This is a genomic window from Paraburkholderia sp. BGA-UO-ETr-F21 (assembly GCF_059567925.1).
Window position 1 is genome coordinate 1,330,310 of record NZ_JCAQOY010000040.1, and the last position, 13,749, is coordinate 1,344,058.

Sequence of the window (13,749 nt, forward strand, 5' to 3'; positions counted from 1 at the left end):
CAGGCGTCGGTCCTCAGGACACAACTTCGGCAAGCGGACGGCGCGGCGAATGAGGCGCCGGCTTGCCGCGGCCGACGCGCAGCAGCAGTTGCGGTACGGCGTCCATGGCCAGCGTGGCGCCCAGCCGCTCACGCAGAAGGGTCAGTTCGATCGGCTGGTTCAGATACGAGGCCGTGATCCCGGCGTTTGCGGCGACCAGCAACAGTCGTTCGAGCGCCTGGCCGGCTGCCAGCCACGCGGAGGCGTCGTCCGTCGATGTCGATATGCAGATGAGTAGCGGCGACCCCGCAGCCAGCGCATGATGGGCCGCGGCGAGTCCGCCGCCGAGGTCGAAGGTCCGGATTACCGACGTGAGCAACGGCGCGGCCAGATCGAGCAGCACGGTCATCCCGGCGGACAGCGCGGGCATGCCGTCTTCACGGCGCCGCGGATGAATCCAGCTAGCCAGTTCGCGGCGAAAACGCGGGTCCTTGAACTGGACCCGATCGGCCTCGGCGACCAGCTCGGCAAGACTCTCGCGCAGCGGCGCGCTGGAGATGCAGACCACATCCGCGCCTTCCGCCTCGGCGGCATCCGCGAGTTGTTGCTGGATCAGCGAGGGCAGCGGCTCATCCGCAAAAATTTCGCGGGTCGTGACGCGGCGAGAAATTGCCTGGAAGAGCGGCGCAAGACTGGCGTCGCAATGACCGTCGTAAACGATTCGCAAATGCGCCAGCACGTCGGGATCGGCGCGCGATGGAAACAGCGTGATGGCGTAGGCGAGCCCGAAGTAACTCAGCGCCACGCGCAGATTGAACAGCGCCGCGCCGCAACTCATGATCAGTTCGCGATCGAAGGGATCGACCACGGGCAGTGCGCGCAAACGATCCGCGCACACGGTCACGCTGTCGCCATCCAGGATGAAGTGCCACGGCTGCGTGTTGTGGTTGGACGGCGCCAGCACCGCATAGCGCAGCGCAAATCGCAGTTTTGCTTCGACGCTGGCGGTGGGGGCAAGCTGATGTTCGTCGACGGCCCAGGCGCCCGTCTGCGGCAGTGCGCTCATGTCATGGTCTCCTGCACGATTCCATTCTGCCACTGTGTCAGGTGCGCGCCGCGCGCGGATTGATCTGGATCAGTTCGAATTGAACGGAGAGCGACGGCTTCTATTCGTTGGACCGGTCGCTTGCGCCAGTCGACGTCGGCACGCTGTGGTCCGGCGCTGCATTCGCGATGGCGGCACACGGATCGACGCCCACCGTTCCCGCCGATCCGGGCAATTCGACGCTCTCGAGGTAAAGCGGCACCTCGCAGCGCCAGTGAAAGGTTTCCTCGATGTGACGGCGCATCGCGTCGGCGGCGGCGGGTTCACCGTGCGTGACGAAGGTGCGCTGCGGCGGCTGCGGAATCGAGCGTAGCCACGACAGTGTCTCGGCGTAATCGGCATGAGCCGACAACGACGACAGGCTCACCACCGAAGCGCGCACACGCACGTAGTCGCCGTGAATCTTGATCGTCGGCGCGCCGGCGGCGAGCGCCGCGCCGCGCGTGCCGGCCGCCTGGTAGCCGACCAGCGCGATCGTGTTGCGAGGATCGGGGGCGAAGGCTTTCAGGTGATGCACGACCCGGCCGCCCGTCGCCATGCCGCTGCCCGCGATGATGACTCGTGGACCATTCAGACCCAGAATTGCTTTGGATTCCTCGACGGTGTGCACCATGTGCGCGGCGTTGCTGATTGCGTTGGCTTCTGTCGAACTCAGCCGGTGTTCGCCGACGTGATGCCGGTACAGCTGCGTGACGCTCGTCGCCATCGGACTGTCGAGAAAAACCGGCACGTTCGCCATGCGGCCGGTGGCTTTCAGTTGCACGATGTAATGAAGGATCGATTGCGCGCGCCCGACCGCGAAACAGGGAATCACGACGACACCTCCGCGCCGGAAAGTGCTCGCGAAGACTTCCGCCAGTTCGGTGGCGGGATCGGTCCTGTCGTGCAGGCGGTCGCCGTAAGTGGATTCGACGACCAGGTAGTCGGCACGGGCGAGCGGCATAGGCGCGCGCATGATCGGGTCGTCTGGGCGGCCGAGGTCGCCGGAGAAGGCGATGACCTTGCCCTCGACGCACAGCACGACGCTCGCGGCGCCGAGAATGTGGCCGGCCGGCAGCAGGCGGAAACACGCATGGTCGTTCAATTGTTTCGGCACGTCGAACTCGCGCGGCTTGAGCAGCTCAAGCGCATTCTCGGCATCTTCCAGCGTATACAGCGGCAGCGCCGGATGATGTTTCGACAAACCGTGGCGGTTGGCGTAAGCGGCTTCTTCTTCCTGCAGTCTGGCGCTGTCGCGCAGCATCACCTGGCACAGGTCACGGGTGCCGCGAGTGCAATAGACCGGCCCGCGATAGCCCATGCGCCTGAGCACCGGCAGGTAGCCGCTGTGATCCAGATGCGCGTGGGTCAGGATAACGGCGTCCAGTTTTGCGACGTCGATTGGCAAGGGATTCCAGTTGCGCAGACGCTGATTCTTCGTGCCCTGAAACAGGCCACAGTCGATCAGAATCCGCAGCCCCGCGCCTTCCAGTAAATACTTCGAGCCGGTGACGGTTTCCGCCGCACCAAGAAAGGTCAGCTTCATGTCGCACCTTCCGTCAGAAATGGCCGCACATGGCCGTGAGGGATGTTCAACGCGCGTTCAACGCGCCGCGGCTTGCGTGGAGCCGTTGCAAAGCGCTCGAGCGAAGCGCCGGAAGGCGTTGAGCGAGCCGGCAATGCTCTGGTATTTTTCGCCGCCGATCTGGCCGTCGAGCGTGACCAGCATGCCCGCCTCGCGGGCCAGCGTGAGAATCCGGTTGATATCGTCGGTGGCGTCGAGTGCTTCGCGCAGCGTGCCGTCAGGCGACATCGTGTGGGCGTGCAAAGAGGTGGTCGGCATGATGGTCTCCTGATGACAGGGCAGGTATGACAAGACTGCGTTTCCTGCCGTGTGAACGTATCGATTGGTGTTTCGGATGAATTCAGTATTGGTCATCGAGCAGGCGGGATAAATCAGGTGTCGCTGAGACTAGGGTAGGTGTTGCTGCGTCAATGTCAGCCTTTCCCTACACGGCCGGCCACGATGGATGTTAGGGAAAACGCGGCGTAGCGCGATGCTGTTCCCACGCTGGACGATGATCCAGGTCAAATGTCTTCGGGCGTCCTGCCCATACTTTTGTAAATGGGTAGCTTTCTAAAAACAGGCCAGTGGTGTGCAACGGCGCATTGCGCGGTTGAACGTAACAATGGGCAGGCTGATATGAAATACGGGCGGCTGGCAGCTTTTGCGCTGCCGATAATCATCCTTGCTGGCTGCAGCACCGAAGCGAGTGTCGCTGCGCACCGCGACACCGAGATCGCGTTGGAAACGGCGCGCGATCAGGCGCACGTGGACTGTTCTTCTTCTGCCGAATGCGACCGGATATGGAGCCGCACGAGACTGTACGTGGCACAACGCTCAGTGACGCCGATCCGGCGCGCGGACGACACGACGATCGAAACGGCAGAGCCGCACATGTTCGGCGCCGTCTATGTGTGGGCAATGCGGACAAGCAACGCCAGCGGCGTGTCGACCATCGAGGTCAAAGGCATGTGCCGGGGTATGTACCGCGCGGACGGCAACCCCGGATGGTTGTACGGAACGTGTGCTAAACAGATCCGCTCGGTCGAAACGGATTTCCGCGCGTTCGTCGGCGCGGCGTCATGACGACGGTGGCGATATGAAGGAGAGTTGGTACATTGCCGGTCTCGCCGGCGTCGACCCTCACGACGACCCGCGAGCTGTGCGGGCATGGCGCTGGATGCAGTGGGCGCTGTTCGCTTTGAGCCTGCTTGCCATTCCCGCGTTCTATTTCGAACTGGCCGCCGCCTCCCCGTTTCATCTGGCCGGCCGTGCGCTCTACGCCTGCATGTCCGCCGGATACGTGGTGGTGCTGGCGCGAATGGCCTGTTTGAGCCGCAAGCCCAAGCGTTTCCTCATGCGCAACGGTTACGATGTCCTGATCGCGGCCAGCTCGGCGATCAGCGTGGCGTGGGGCGTGTCGACGTGGTCGTCTGCCGAATGGGTGTTGCGCATTGTTTTCGTGGGGCTGGTGGCGGCGCGCATCGTGTTGTCGTTACGAGGGTTTTTCTCGCCTGGGCGCCTGGGATTGCTGCTGGTGACAGCCGTGTTGCTGCTCGCGTCCGCGGGTGCGGGGTTTTACTGGCTCGAACCGGGCGTGCATACGTACGCTGAAGGCGTCTGGCTCGCATTCGAAAGCAGTGCGACAGTCGGCTATGGGGACATGGCGCCGACCACGCCCGCGTCACGTATTCTCGCGGCCTTCGTGGTGTTGCTCGGCTACGGTCTGTTGTCGCTGGTTTTTGCCAGCATTGCCGCGATTTTCGTCGAACAGGAAGAGCGGATTCTGCGGCGCGAAATGCATCGCGATATCAAGGCATTGCGCGACGAGATTGCCGAGCTGAGAAAGGATGTGCAGTCCGCAGGCGGCGAAACACGCGTTGCCGCGGTTGCAAGCGAGCCGGTCAGCCCGGCTGTGTCTCATCCGGGCGAATCGCGCTCAGCGGAATCCTCGCGGTGATTCGGAAGCCGTGGCCTCGCGCGGTGTTGATCGCCAGGTGGCCATGCAGTTGGCGTACGCGTTCGCCCATGCCGAGCAGACCGAACGAGCCGCGCCTGCCGGTGTCTTCGAGCAGCGCACCGCGGCCGTTGTCCTCGATATGAAGCGAGCAGGTGTTTGCGTCGCTCGATATTTCGACCACCACCCGGCTAGCCTGCGCATGCCGGGCCACATTCGTCAGCGCTTCCTGCACGATGCGAAAAAGCGCGGAAGACGCGGAGGGCGTGAAGCCCGTATCGTCGACGGTATTGTGAAGCGTGGCAATCACGTTGAAGCGTTGCGTGAAATCGTCCGTCAGCCATTCCAGCGCCGCGACGAGGCCGAGGTCGTCCAGCAATGGCGGGCGCAAGTCAGCGGCGATACGCCGTAGAGACGCCACCATAGCGTCGATCTGACGTTGCAGTTCGCTCGCGGCGGTGAGTCCTTCCGGATCACTCGCGTTCTCGCCCATGCGCCGTTCCAGCGCGACGACGCCCATCTTGAGCGCCGTGAGCTGCTGGCCGAGGTCGTCATGCAGTTCGCGGGCAATTCGTCTTTGCTCGTCTTCGCGCGTGTGCTGGATCTGCGCGGCCAGTTCGCTCGCATGCTCGAGTTCGGCGAGGCGCATACGTTCGGTCATGTCGCGCGTAACCTTGGCGAAACCGAGCAATGCACCGGCCGCATCATAAACTGCCGTGATCGTCACGTCCGCCCAGAACCGCGAGCCGTCGCGCCGAACGCGCCAGCCCTGATCCGCCACCCGGCCCTGCGCGATAGCGAGCGCCAGTTCGCGTTCCGGCTTCGCGGCGGCGACGTCTTCGGGTGTATAGAAGACCGAAAAATGGCGGCCGATGATTTCGTCGGGCGCATACCCCTTGATCTTGTGCGCGCCGCCGTTCCAGCTCGCCACGCGGCCGTCCTGATCGAGCATGAAGATCGCGTAATCCTGCACCGCGTCAATCAGCAGATGATAGCGGTCCTCCACCGGTACGTCGGAGTCGTTGGCTGAGGCGGATTTACGGTTTGCATCTTTCCAGTTGAATACCACTGGCATCTCCGAAAAGTTGGTCAATGGCGAACGACCGGTCCACTGCAATGATAGCGATATCCACCGAGGTTACGCCGAATAATTCCTTTTCGCCGACGATAGCCAGCGCAACTGCGCGTGCCATTCACGCGCGCAGCAAGCCATTCGATGATTGATGCATGTCAACCGGCTTCCAGGGGGCACGCCTACATTGGACTGACTACTGCCGTGCGCGTGCTCGTCGCTGCGTCCCACAGCGCGCAGGCGGATCGCTTCATCACGTCAGGAGGTCCATTATGACCGGCAAATCCGTCACGCCCTTCGAGCTGTTCCGCGCCAATCTCTCGTTCGTGCTGCAGGCGCTGAGCTTCGGCCACCAGGCCAGGCAGCAGGCATGCGAGTTCGAGATGCAGCGTATACGGCGTGATCTGGAGGCGGCACGCGCAATTGGCAATGCCGCTTCGGCGGCAAAGGACTGGAGCGCGCTCGCCGTATCGTGGCAAACGGTGTTGCGCGACTACATGGCGACCACCACCAATCTCTGGCAGCAAGGCCTCGGCGCGGCGGTGCGGCTGCAAACCGGATCCTTCGAAGGCATGCGTGAAGCGTTTGCGACCTGGCAGGCGGTTTCGACTGACCAATGGCCCACGCAGGCCGCGATGAATCCCGTCATGCAGCCTTGGCAGGAGTGGCTACAGCGCGTGGAAAGCGCGGCGGGCATGCCTCGCGGGCGAGCACTCGGCGGCGATGTCCTCCATGAACGCTAATCGGCGAGTTCGGCCCCGGCGCCGACCGCCGGTGGGCCAGCCGCAGGAGCGAGGGCATCCTGTCGGCTGAAGGCGTTGCGTCCATCAACGGCGACATGTACATGCGCTGAAACGTTGAAGGATTACCGTTTTGGCGGGCGTGTGCGTCCGCGCTAGCCACGCGCCGCTTCCGTCGACGCGGCCGCTTCGGGTTCGCACAGCCGCCGCAGCAGTTTTCGCCAGTAATCCAGACGGCCGAAATCAGCGAGCGGGACCTCCGTATCGAAGCTCACCGTTCGCTGCATTTCTTCGGCGGATAGCGGTTCCTCGTTGGCCATCTGGCGAATCAGCACGACCGGGCCGGCATCCGACGCAGTGTTCGAAGCGGCGGCGCGCGCCTGCACACGTTGTTCGAGTTGACGCGCTCGCGCATGAAAATCGAGCAGGAAAACGGGCACGCCGAGCGAGCGCGCGAGCGCGACGAAGCGGGCACGATGCGCTCGCTTGAGAAAAGTCGCGTCGACCAGCGCGGGGTAGCCCGCCAGCAGCACCTGTTGCGCCAGCCCTTGCAGCAGGTCGTAATGCTGATCGATCGAGTGCGGCGTGTACGCGTTTGCTGGCAGAGGCCGGGGATCGACGGGGGTGAACGGACGACCGCGTTTGCGCTCGATATCGCTCGACAGTCGCACGGCGCCGAGCAGGTTCACTAACGCTTCGCTCGCCACCGATTTGCCCGATCCGCAATAGCCGTGACATAGCAGCAAGTAGTGCCGCTGTGGCGCGCTCAGGCGCTCCGCCAGATTCAGGTAGGCAGCGGCTCGCGCGAAGTGCTCATCGTGCGGTTGATTTCGTGTTTTCAACAAGGCGACGAGGGCACGCACCAGCGCGCGATAGACCATGTAGTAACGCAGCGCAGGCAACGCCGCGAAATCTCCCGTGCGTTGCAGCCAGCCGTTCAACAGCCGTGCTGCCAGATCCTGCCGTCCGCATGCCTGCAGATCCATCAAGGGAAAGCTCAGGTCGCTGGCGACGTCGATCCAGCGCAAGGCGTCGTCGAACTCGATGCAATCGAACATGAGCACGCGCTTGCCGCGGCGCACGATGTTGTCGAGGTGCAGGTCTCCATGACACTCGCGCACAAAGCCGCCTCTACGGCGCGCGTCGAAGTGCCCGGCAAGGCGTTTGCCTTCGCTCTCGCACCAGGCAGAGAGGCGCGCAGGCAAGCGCGCCCCGGTCTCACGTTCGAGCGCCTCCAGCACGGTACGCATCTGCTGCTGAACAAACGGCGCCGACCCGAAGACCGCGCGAGTCGGCTTGCGTGGTGACTGCCGGTGGACCGTGGCGAGTTGCGCGGCCAAGGCGTCTATTTCGGCAAAGCCGAGTTCGCCGCGCGCCTGCAACGCCTTGAACACGTCGTGTTCGTCGAAGCGTCGCATCCGGACCGCGTGCTCGGCGGTTCCGCCTGTCCCTGCGATGCGATACGCGCGTCCGCGGCGCGTAATCGATACGACGCCGCAATAGAGTTCACGTGCGAGCCGCCGGTTCAGTCTGAACTCGTCGGCGCACGAGCGCTCGCGCGCTTGCCCCTGCGTGAAGTCCACGAAGCCAGGATCGACGCGCTTCTTCACTTTGTATGCGTAACGCCCGGCCAGGTACACGACCGAAATATGTGTCTCGATACGGCGAATGCGTCCCGCCGGATGGCCGTAGGTAGACGACCTCTGCATGGCGCGGTCGAGCGCACGCCAGCCTCGTTGCGCGAGCCGCTCGCGCTGCCCTAGGTGAACCGGACGCTGATGTGCCGGTGAAAAGTCAGCGGGCATGGAACTCTCCGTCGCACGATCATGGTTCTTTCAGAATAGATGCGGCCCATCGTGCGGGGTTGACCGACGTCATGCTTTTCGAGGTGTCGGACTGCGTTGTGGGCCGCTTGACACACGTCAATTCGCGAGTCGAAGGCGAGCATAGAGTTACCGGTACAGCCTGCTCGTCGCGACGGTGAACACCGTGCATCGAGGCGCGCTGCAGTGCACCGCTCCCGTCCTGAAGATCTAGCGTGAAAGAGGCGGTATGAGGCGTGCGACGCGAATGCAAATCCATGATGTGATTGACTAAATCAGGAGCAGTACGATGAGCAACTTGAGCCGATTTGATCCGTTTCCCCTCGAACCCATGTCCGAACTCTTTCAAGGTTTGTTCCGGCCGCTGCGCGGCGCGGGCGGCGAAGCGCCGCTTGCCGATATCAAGGTCGACGTGACGGAAAGCGATAACGCGTACACCGTGAAGGCCGAACTGCCGGGCGTCGAGAAAAAGGACATCGACGTAAAAATCGACGGCAACCTTGTTTCGATCAGCGCGAAAGTCGAGCGGAATCAGGAAATGAAAGAGGGCGAACGGGTGATTCGCCGGGAACGCTATGCAGGCGCTGTCAGCCGCGCCTTTTCATTGGCGAGCGAAGTCGACGAGAGCGCGGCGGCAGCGGAGTACAAAGATGGCGTGCTCTCGCTCACGCTGCCGAAGAAGGCGGCTTCCGAACGCAAGCGCCTGCAGATCAATTGATCCGGGGCCGCGCGGAGCACCGCGGTTTCGTGGGCCGCGCGGGCTTTTAGCCGTATGCCAACAAGGAGCACGCAATGAAGTCGGACATGGAATTGAAGCAGCAGGTCGAAGACGAACTGGCTTGGGATCCTGCGGTGACCGTCACGGACATCGGCGTTGAAGTGCATGACCGGGTCGTGACGTTGTCCGGGCATCCAGTGAGCTATGCGGAGAAGCTCGCGGCGGAAAAGGCCGCGCAACGTGTGGCCGGCGTGAAGGCGGTCGTAGTGGAACTGAACGTTCGCCTGCCGCATTCCGATGTGCGCACCGACGAAGAAATCGCCAACGCCGTTCGTTCCATCTTGCGCTGGACGGTCGGTTTGAGCGAAGAGTCGGTCAAGGTGCAGGTCGAGAAAGGTTGGGTGACGTTGAGCGGCGAGGTCGACTGGGCGTATCAGAGCCATGTCGCGATGCGTACCGTGTCGCACATGCGCGGCGTGACAGGGGTGTCGAACCTCGTGCGGATCGGCGGCAACGTGGCCGCGCTCGATATCGGCGAACAGATCGGCAAGGCGCTGCAACGTCACGCCGAACGCGAGGCGAAGCACATTGCCGTGAAGGTGGATGACGGAACCGTCACGCTGACGGGCTCGGTCGATTCGATGGCGGAGCGCTCCGCCGTGCGAGGTGCGGCGTGGTCGGCGCCGGGTGTCCATGCGGTTATCGACAATCTGACCGTGGGATAGACAGGCGCCATGCGCCGCCTGGCTGCGGACGGGACGGGCGCCGCGCAGGTGGCGTAAGCCGTGCGCGGGTGCATGAACGGTGCAGCATGGACGGCAGTCCATGGGCGGCGCACATTATCAAGGAGCGACACATGACGATCTCGGGTAGTGTGGGTGACGGCGACTGGTCGGTCGCCGCAACCACACATCGCACAGCGGGCGGCTTCGATTGCTCGATCCAGCTCAGCCACCACACCCCAGAGGGCATCTTCAAACACGAGTTCAGACACAGCAGTGTTTTTCCCACCGAGCGCGAAGCGGTTCTGGCGGGTTTGCGCGAAGGCATGGACTGGGTCCGCCTCAAGATGTCGAATACGCTATCGGTTCTGCCGGGGGGATGTCCGACCGAACCTAAGTGATTTACTGACTTCTGTCGCGCGTTCGGTTTAGTTCGCTTTTTTTAGTTCGCTTATATCGCCATCCCGTCACTCGCTCAGTCGAGTTTCAGTCGAGCTTCAGGACAATACGTCCATCTACCTTGCCGCTCTTCAAATCGGCGAAAACCTGATTGATATTGTCCAGCCGATCGAGATGGATTCGAGCGCGCACACGGCCTTGCGCCGCAAATTCGAGCGATTCCTGCAAGTCCTTGCGCGTGCCGACAATGGAGCCGCGCACGGTAATGCCGTTGAGCACGGTCGAAAAAATCGGCAGCGGGAATTCGCCCGGCGGCAGACCATTCAGCGCAATGGTGCCGCCGCGCCGCACCATGCCCAGTGCCTGAGCGAAGGCGCCGCGCGATACGGCGGTGACGAGTACCCCGTGCGTTCCGCCGATTTCCTTCTGGATCGCCGCCGCGGCGTCGCATTCGGAAGCATTGAACGTGAGCGTAGCGCCGAGTTCGCGGGCGAGAGCGAGCTTATCCGCTGAGATGTCGACCGCTACCACGCGCAGGCCCATGGCAATCGCGTATTGAACCGCGACGTGGCCGAGCCCGCCGATCCCCGAAATCGTGATCCATTGACCCGGCCGCGTGTCCGTCATGCGGATGCCTTTGTAGACGGTCACGCCCGCGCAGAGGATCGGCGCGATATCTTCGAACGTGACTTCCGCTGGCAGATGGCCGACATAGTCCGGATCGGCCAGCACGTACTCCGCGTAGGCGCCGTTCACCGAATAGCCCGTATTCTGCTGCTCATGGCACAAGGTTTCCCAGCCGCCAAGGCAGTGCTCGCAATGACCGCAGGCGGTATAAAGCCACGGCACGCCGACTCGATCGCCTTCCTTCACGTGTTTGACGCCCTCGCCCACGGCAGCGACATAGCCGACTCCTTCATGGCCGGGAATGAAGGGCAGCGTGGGCTTGACCGGCCAGTCGCCGTCAGCCGCGTGCAGATCCGTGTGACATACGCCGGACGCCTTGATGTTGACGAGAATCTGACCGCGACCGGGCTTCGGGACGGGGACCTCTTCGATGCGCAGCGGAGCGCCGAACTCGTGAACCACAGCAGCTTTCATCACTTGGGCCATAACCTTTCTCCAGACGTTGAACGCGTGGCGACCAGTATCTCTGTCATGCATACGGTGCAATTGACTTGGGTCATCCAATGGCTACGCGGCGCTATTCGGATCACGCTCGCGCTGTACCACCTTGGAGATGATCCACGTCAAACGGGAGGATGCCGTGGCGGCCTAATCTGAAGTCACCCGAGGGCTCACCGGCTTCGAGATATTGACGATCGAGGCGGGTCGATCCCGCGAATTCAATGATCCTAACTGTTCAGGAGGCTCACTATGCGCGCATCCGATGTCATGACCACCAACGTCATCTCTGTCACCCCCGACATGACTGTGCGGGACGTCGCCAGAATTTTCGTCGACAACGGCATCAGCGGTGCGCCGGTGCTGGATCCGGAGGGTCGTATCACGGGCATGATCAGCGAGGGCGATCTGCTTCGCCGCACCGAAATCGGCACCGACGAGCGCAAGCGCGCTTCCTGGCTCGACGTCTGGTCCGCGAACCATGAAGCGCGGGATTACATCAAGACCCATGCGGTGAAGGTGCGCGACGTCATGACCGCCGACGTGGTGACCGTGCAACCCGACACGCCACTTGGCGAAGTGGCCGGCATTCTCGAGACGCGGCGCATCAAACGTGTACCCGTGACGCAAGCGGGACGGCTCGTGGGTCTCGTGAGCCGCGCCAATCTCGTGCAGGCGCTCGCAAGCGTGCCGGACGAACCGACATCGGATGTGACGCTCTCGGACGCCGAGATCCGCGCGATGCTGATGGGCGAACTGGCGGGCCGCAAATGGAGCTTCGCCGGCCGCAATATCGTCGTTACCGATGGCGTGGTGCATCTGTGGGGCGTATTTCATGCGCTGGAAGCCGTCGACGCAGTTCGCGTGGCGGCGCAGAACATTCCCGGCGTCAAACGTGTGGAGGATCACACCGAGCCGTATCCAGTCATGCCGGGCATCTAGCGGACCAGCGAGCCGGCGCGTTTCGGCAATCAATTTTTGGAGGCATGATGGCTCAGATCATTCCCGGGCAATGGCTCAACATGGAAAGCGCCGGTTTCGACAATCTGTTCGGCGTTACGACGCGCAGCTTCGAGGCTTTCGAGCGGCTCACCGCGTTGAACCTGGAGGCGATCCGGTTTGGACTTGCCGAAACGCAGGAGGCGATGGCACGGACATGCGCGGCAGACAATCTGCCGGAGATGCTGTGTCTTCCCACGTTGCTGGCGCCTGTGGGCGTGGCCCAGGCGCTCTCGTACAGCCGGCAGTTCTTCGAGATCCTGTCTGACCTGCAGCGGGACGCCGCGCCGCCCGCCGTTGGCGCGGGTCGGCAACGGCATCCGGCCGACAGCCTGGTGGGCGGCCTCGCCACCCAGTCGCTCGTGCCTGCCGAGGTGGTGGGCGAGCCGCAGACGTCTGCCGCGCCCGCCGTCGCAGGGGCGGACGCTACTGAAAATGAGAAAACGTCCGGGCACAAAAAGCCCATCCAACCGATGCACACGGAATAGCGGACTTCGGTTGGAGGTTAGGTCAGTGTCGAGTCGGTGTCGAAGCTGCGCATCGTGCGCCGACTTTAAGCGAGGGTCGCCACAAGCACGGCCTTGATGGTGTGCATGCGGTTCTCGGCTTGGGTAAAGACGATCGACGCATCCGATTCGAACACCTCGTCGCTGACTTCGAGTTCGGTCACGCCGAAATGCTCGTGGACCATCCGGCCGGTTTCGGTGTCCAGATTGTGATAGGCCGGCAGGCAATGCATGAAGCGGGTGCGCGGGTTGCCGGTCGCTTTCATCAGCGCGGCGTTGACCTGATAGGGTTGCAGGAGTTCGATCCTCGGACCCCACGCGTCCACAGGTTCGCCCATCGACACCCAGACGTCCGTGTAGACGAAATCGACGCCGCTCACCGCCTCATGCGGGTCCTCGACGATCGTCACGCCGGCGCCGGTGCGCTCGGCGAGCAGGCGCATTTGCGCGACCAGTTCGTCATGCGGCCACAATTCGCGTGGCGCCGCGATGCGCACGTCCATGCCCATCTGCACGCCGCCGATCAGCAGCGAGTTGCCCATGTTGAAGCGAGCGTCGCCGAGGTAGCAGAACGACAGCTCATGCAACGGCTTCTCGCCGAATTCCTGCATGGTGAGCAGGTCGGCGAGCACCTGGGTCGGATGGAACTCGTCGGTGAGGCCGTTCCAGACCGGAACATGCGAATAGGTCGCAAGATCTTCGACCACGCTCTGATGGAAGCCTCGGTATTCGATACCGTCGTAGAGCCGTCCGAGTACCCGTGCCGTGTCCTTGAGCGACTCCTTGCGGCCGAGTTGCGAACTTGCGGAGTCGATATAGGTGACGTGGCCGCCCTGGTCGTGCACGGCAACTTCGAATGCGCAGCGCGTGCGCGTCGAGGTCTTTTCGAAAATCAACGCGATGTTCTTGCCGTTGAGCCGCGGGACTTCGTTGCCCGCGTATTTGGCGCGCTTCAGTTCGGCGGCGAGATCGAGCAGGAAGCGAATATCGCGCGGCGCGAAGTCCTGCATGTTCAGCAGACTGCGATTGCGTAGATTGAATGCCATAGGCGAATTCTCCAA

Annotated in this window: 16 protein-coding genes; 8 read left to right on the plus strand and 8 right to left on the minus strand. The window is 62.9% G+C overall.

Features of this window, described 5'->3' with window-relative positions; all coding sequences use genetic code 11:
• Window positions 1-13: 13 nt before the first annotated feature.
• From AC57B1_RS38375 to AC57B1_RS38390, 4 genes are all read right to left on the minus strand, one after another.
• Entirely contained in the window at window positions 14-1,045 is a 1,032-nt protein-coding gene (locus AC57B1_RS38375; protein WP_496420255.1) for an Acg family FMN-binding oxidoreductase, read from the minus strand.
• Window positions 1,046-1,145: 100 nt separating this feature from the next.
• The gene (locus AC57B1_RS38380; protein WP_408354524.1) at window positions 1,146-2,609 is read right to left on the minus strand and encodes an MBL fold metallo-hydrolase RNA specificity domain-containing protein; all 1,464 of its coding nucleotides are present in this window, start codon (window positions 2,607-2,609) and stop codon (window positions 1,146-1,148) included.
• Window positions 2,610-2,666: 57 nt separating this feature from the next.
• On the minus strand, window positions 2,667-2,906 hold the full coding sequence (locus AC57B1_RS38385) for a type 2 periplasmic-binding domain-containing protein (protein ID WP_408354527.1): 240 nt from the start codon (window positions 2,904-2,906) through the stop codon (window positions 2,667-2,669).
• Between the two features lie 294 nt (window positions 2,907-3,200).
• Window positions 3,201-3,395, minus strand: coding sequence for a hypothetical protein (locus tag AC57B1_RS38390; RefSeq protein ID WP_496420256.1), 195 nt, complete (start codon window positions 3,393-3,395; stop codon window positions 3,201-3,203).
• Between the two features lie 57 nt (window positions 3,396-3,452).
• Here AC57B1_RS38390 and AC57B1_RS38395 point away from each other — a divergent pair, with 57 nt between their 5' ends.
• Together AC57B1_RS38395 and AC57B1_RS38400 are read left to right on the plus strand one after the other, a co-directional pair.
• A complete protein-coding gene (locus AC57B1_RS38395; protein WP_496420257.1) occupies window positions 3,453-3,713 on the plus strand; it encodes a hypothetical protein in 261 nt (86 codons plus the stop codon).
• Window positions 3,714-3,726: 13 nt separating this feature from the next.
• Entirely contained in the window at window positions 3,727-4,587 is an 861-nt protein-coding gene (locus AC57B1_RS38400; protein WP_496420258.1) for a potassium channel family protein, read from the plus strand.
• Here AC57B1_RS38400 and AC57B1_RS38405 read toward each other — a convergent pair.
• On the minus strand, window positions 4,532-5,653 hold the full coding sequence (locus AC57B1_RS38405) for a PAS domain-containing sensor histidine kinase (RefSeq protein WP_496420259.1): 1,122 nt from the start codon (window positions 5,651-5,653) through the stop codon (window positions 4,532-4,534). The genes AC57B1_RS38400 and AC57B1_RS38405 overlap by 56 nt on opposite strands.
• A 275-nt stretch (window positions 5,654-5,928) precedes the next feature.
• On the opposite strand from AC57B1_RS38405, the gene AC57B1_RS38410 reads away from it, so the two are divergent.
• Window positions 5,929-6,399: a hypothetical protein gene (locus AC57B1_RS38410; RefSeq protein WP_496420260.1), complete on the plus strand. Its 471-nt coding sequence runs from the start codon at window positions 5,929-5,931 to the stop codon at window positions 6,397-6,399.
• Between the two features lie 152 nt (window positions 6,400-6,551).
• Here the strand turns inward: AC57B1_RS38410 and AC57B1_RS38415 are convergent, their stop codons facing one another.
• Window positions 6,552-8,201: a bifunctional aminoglycoside phosphotransferase/ATP-binding protein gene (locus AC57B1_RS38415; protein ID WP_496420261.1), complete on the minus strand. Its 1,650-nt coding sequence runs from the start codon at window positions 8,199-8,201 to the stop codon at window positions 6,552-6,554.
• Window positions 8,202-8,508: 307 nt separating this feature from the next.
• Here AC57B1_RS38415 and AC57B1_RS38420 point away from each other — a divergent pair, with 307 nt between their 5' ends.
• The 3 genes from AC57B1_RS38420 to AC57B1_RS38430 all read left to right on the plus strand — a co-directional run bounded on the left by AC57B1_RS38420 (window position 8,509) and on the right by AC57B1_RS38430 (window position 10,060).
• A complete protein-coding gene (locus AC57B1_RS38420) occupies window positions 8,509-8,937 on the plus strand; it encodes an Hsp20/alpha crystallin family protein (RefSeq protein WP_091793483.1) in 429 nt (142 codons plus the stop codon).
• A gap of 74 nt (window positions 8,938-9,011) precedes the next feature.
• Window positions 9,012-9,662 carry a BON domain-containing protein gene (locus tag AC57B1_RS38425; protein WP_091793486.1) on the plus strand — a complete coding sequence of 217 codons (651 nt, stop codon included), beginning with the start codon at window positions 9,012-9,014 and terminating at the stop codon, window positions 9,660-9,662.
• 131 nt (window positions 9,663-9,793) lie between these two features.
• Entirely contained in the window at window positions 9,794-10,060 is a 267-nt protein-coding gene (locus AC57B1_RS38430) for a UDP-glucose 4-epimerase (protein WP_496420262.1), read from the plus strand.
• Window positions 10,061-10,145: 85 nt separating this feature from the next.
• Here AC57B1_RS38430 and adhP read toward each other — a convergent pair whose 3' ends face one another.
• Window positions 10,146-11,171: an alcohol dehydrogenase AdhP gene (gene adhP, locus AC57B1_RS38435; RefSeq protein ID WP_496420263.1), complete on the minus strand. Its 1,026-nt coding sequence runs from the start codon at window positions 11,169-11,171 to the stop codon at window positions 10,146-10,148.
• A 264-nt stretch (window positions 11,172-11,435) separates the two neighbouring features.
• On the opposite strand from adhP, the gene AC57B1_RS38440 reads away from it, so the two are divergent.
• Both AC57B1_RS38440 and AC57B1_RS38445 read left to right on the plus strand, forming a co-directional pair.
• On the plus strand, window positions 11,436-12,125 hold the full coding sequence (locus AC57B1_RS38440; protein ID WP_091793490.1) for a CBS domain-containing protein: 690 nt from the start codon (window positions 11,436-11,438) through the stop codon (window positions 12,123-12,125).
• A gap of 47 nt (window positions 12,126-12,172) precedes the next feature.
• Complete coding sequence (locus AC57B1_RS38445) at window positions 12,173-12,670, plus strand: phasin family protein (RefSeq protein ID WP_496420264.1); 498 nt, start codon at window positions 12,173-12,175, stop codon at window positions 12,668-12,670.
• Window positions 12,671-12,735: 65 nt separating this feature from the next.
• Here AC57B1_RS38445 and argF read toward each other — a convergent pair whose 3' ends face one another.
• The gene (argF, locus tag AC57B1_RS38450; RefSeq protein WP_408354552.1) at window positions 12,736-13,734 is read right to left on the minus strand and encodes an ornithine carbamoyltransferase; all 999 of its coding nucleotides are present in this window, start codon (window positions 13,732-13,734) and stop codon (window positions 12,736-12,738) included.
• Window positions 13,735-13,749: the final 15 nt, after the last annotated feature.

What these genes read in the sequence shown, in the direction of transcription:
- AC57B1_RS38375 (WP_496420255.1), bottom strand. Translation starts at nt 1,045, where the DNA reads ATGAGCGCACTGCCGCAGACGGGCGCCTGGGCCGTCGACGAACATCAG.
- AC57B1_RS38380 (WP_408354524.1), bottom strand. Translation starts at nt 2,609, where the DNA reads ATGAAGCTGACCTTTCTTGGTGCGGCGGAAACCGTCACCGGCTCGAAG.
- AC57B1_RS38385 (WP_408354527.1), bottom strand. Translation starts at nt 2,906, where the DNA reads ATGCCGACCACCTCTTTGCACGCCCACACGATGTCGCCTGACGGCACG.
- AC57B1_RS38400 (WP_496420258.1), top strand. Translation starts at nt 3,727, where the DNA reads ATGAAGGAGAGTTGGTACATTGCCGGTCTCGCCGGCGTCGACCCTCAC.
- AC57B1_RS38410 (WP_496420260.1), top strand. Translation starts at nt 5,929, where the DNA reads ATGACCGGCAAATCCGTCACGCCCTTCGAGCTGTTCCGCGCCAATCTC.
- AC57B1_RS38415 (WP_496420261.1), bottom strand. Translation starts at nt 8,201, where the DNA reads ATGCCCGCTGACTTTTCACCGGCACATCAGCGTCCGGTTCACCTAGGG.
- AC57B1_RS38420 (WP_091793483.1), top strand. Translation starts at nt 8,509, where the DNA reads ATGAGCAACTTGAGCCGATTTGATCCGTTTCCCCTCGAACCCATGTCC.
- AC57B1_RS38425 (WP_091793486.1), top strand. Translation starts at nt 9,012, where the DNA reads ATGAAGTCGGACATGGAATTGAAGCAGCAGGTCGAAGACGAACTGGCT.
- AC57B1_RS38430 (WP_496420262.1), top strand. Translation starts at nt 9,794, where the DNA reads ATGACGATCTCGGGTAGTGTGGGTGACGGCGACTGGTCGGTCGCCGCA.
- adhP (WP_496420263.1), bottom strand. Translation starts at nt 11,171, where the DNA reads ATGGCCCAAGTGATGAAAGCTGCTGTGGTTCACGAGTTCGGCGCTCCG.
- AC57B1_RS38440 (WP_091793490.1), top strand. Translation starts at nt 11,436, where the DNA reads ATGCGCGCATCCGATGTCATGACCACCAACGTCATCTCTGTCACCCCC.
- AC57B1_RS38445 (WP_496420264.1), top strand. Translation starts at nt 12,173, where the DNA reads ATGGCTCAGATCATTCCCGGGCAATGGCTCAACATGGAAAGCGCCGGT.
- argF (WP_408354552.1), bottom strand. Translation starts at nt 13,734, where the DNA reads ATGGCATTCAATCTACGCAATCGCAGTCTGCTGAACATGCAGGACTTC.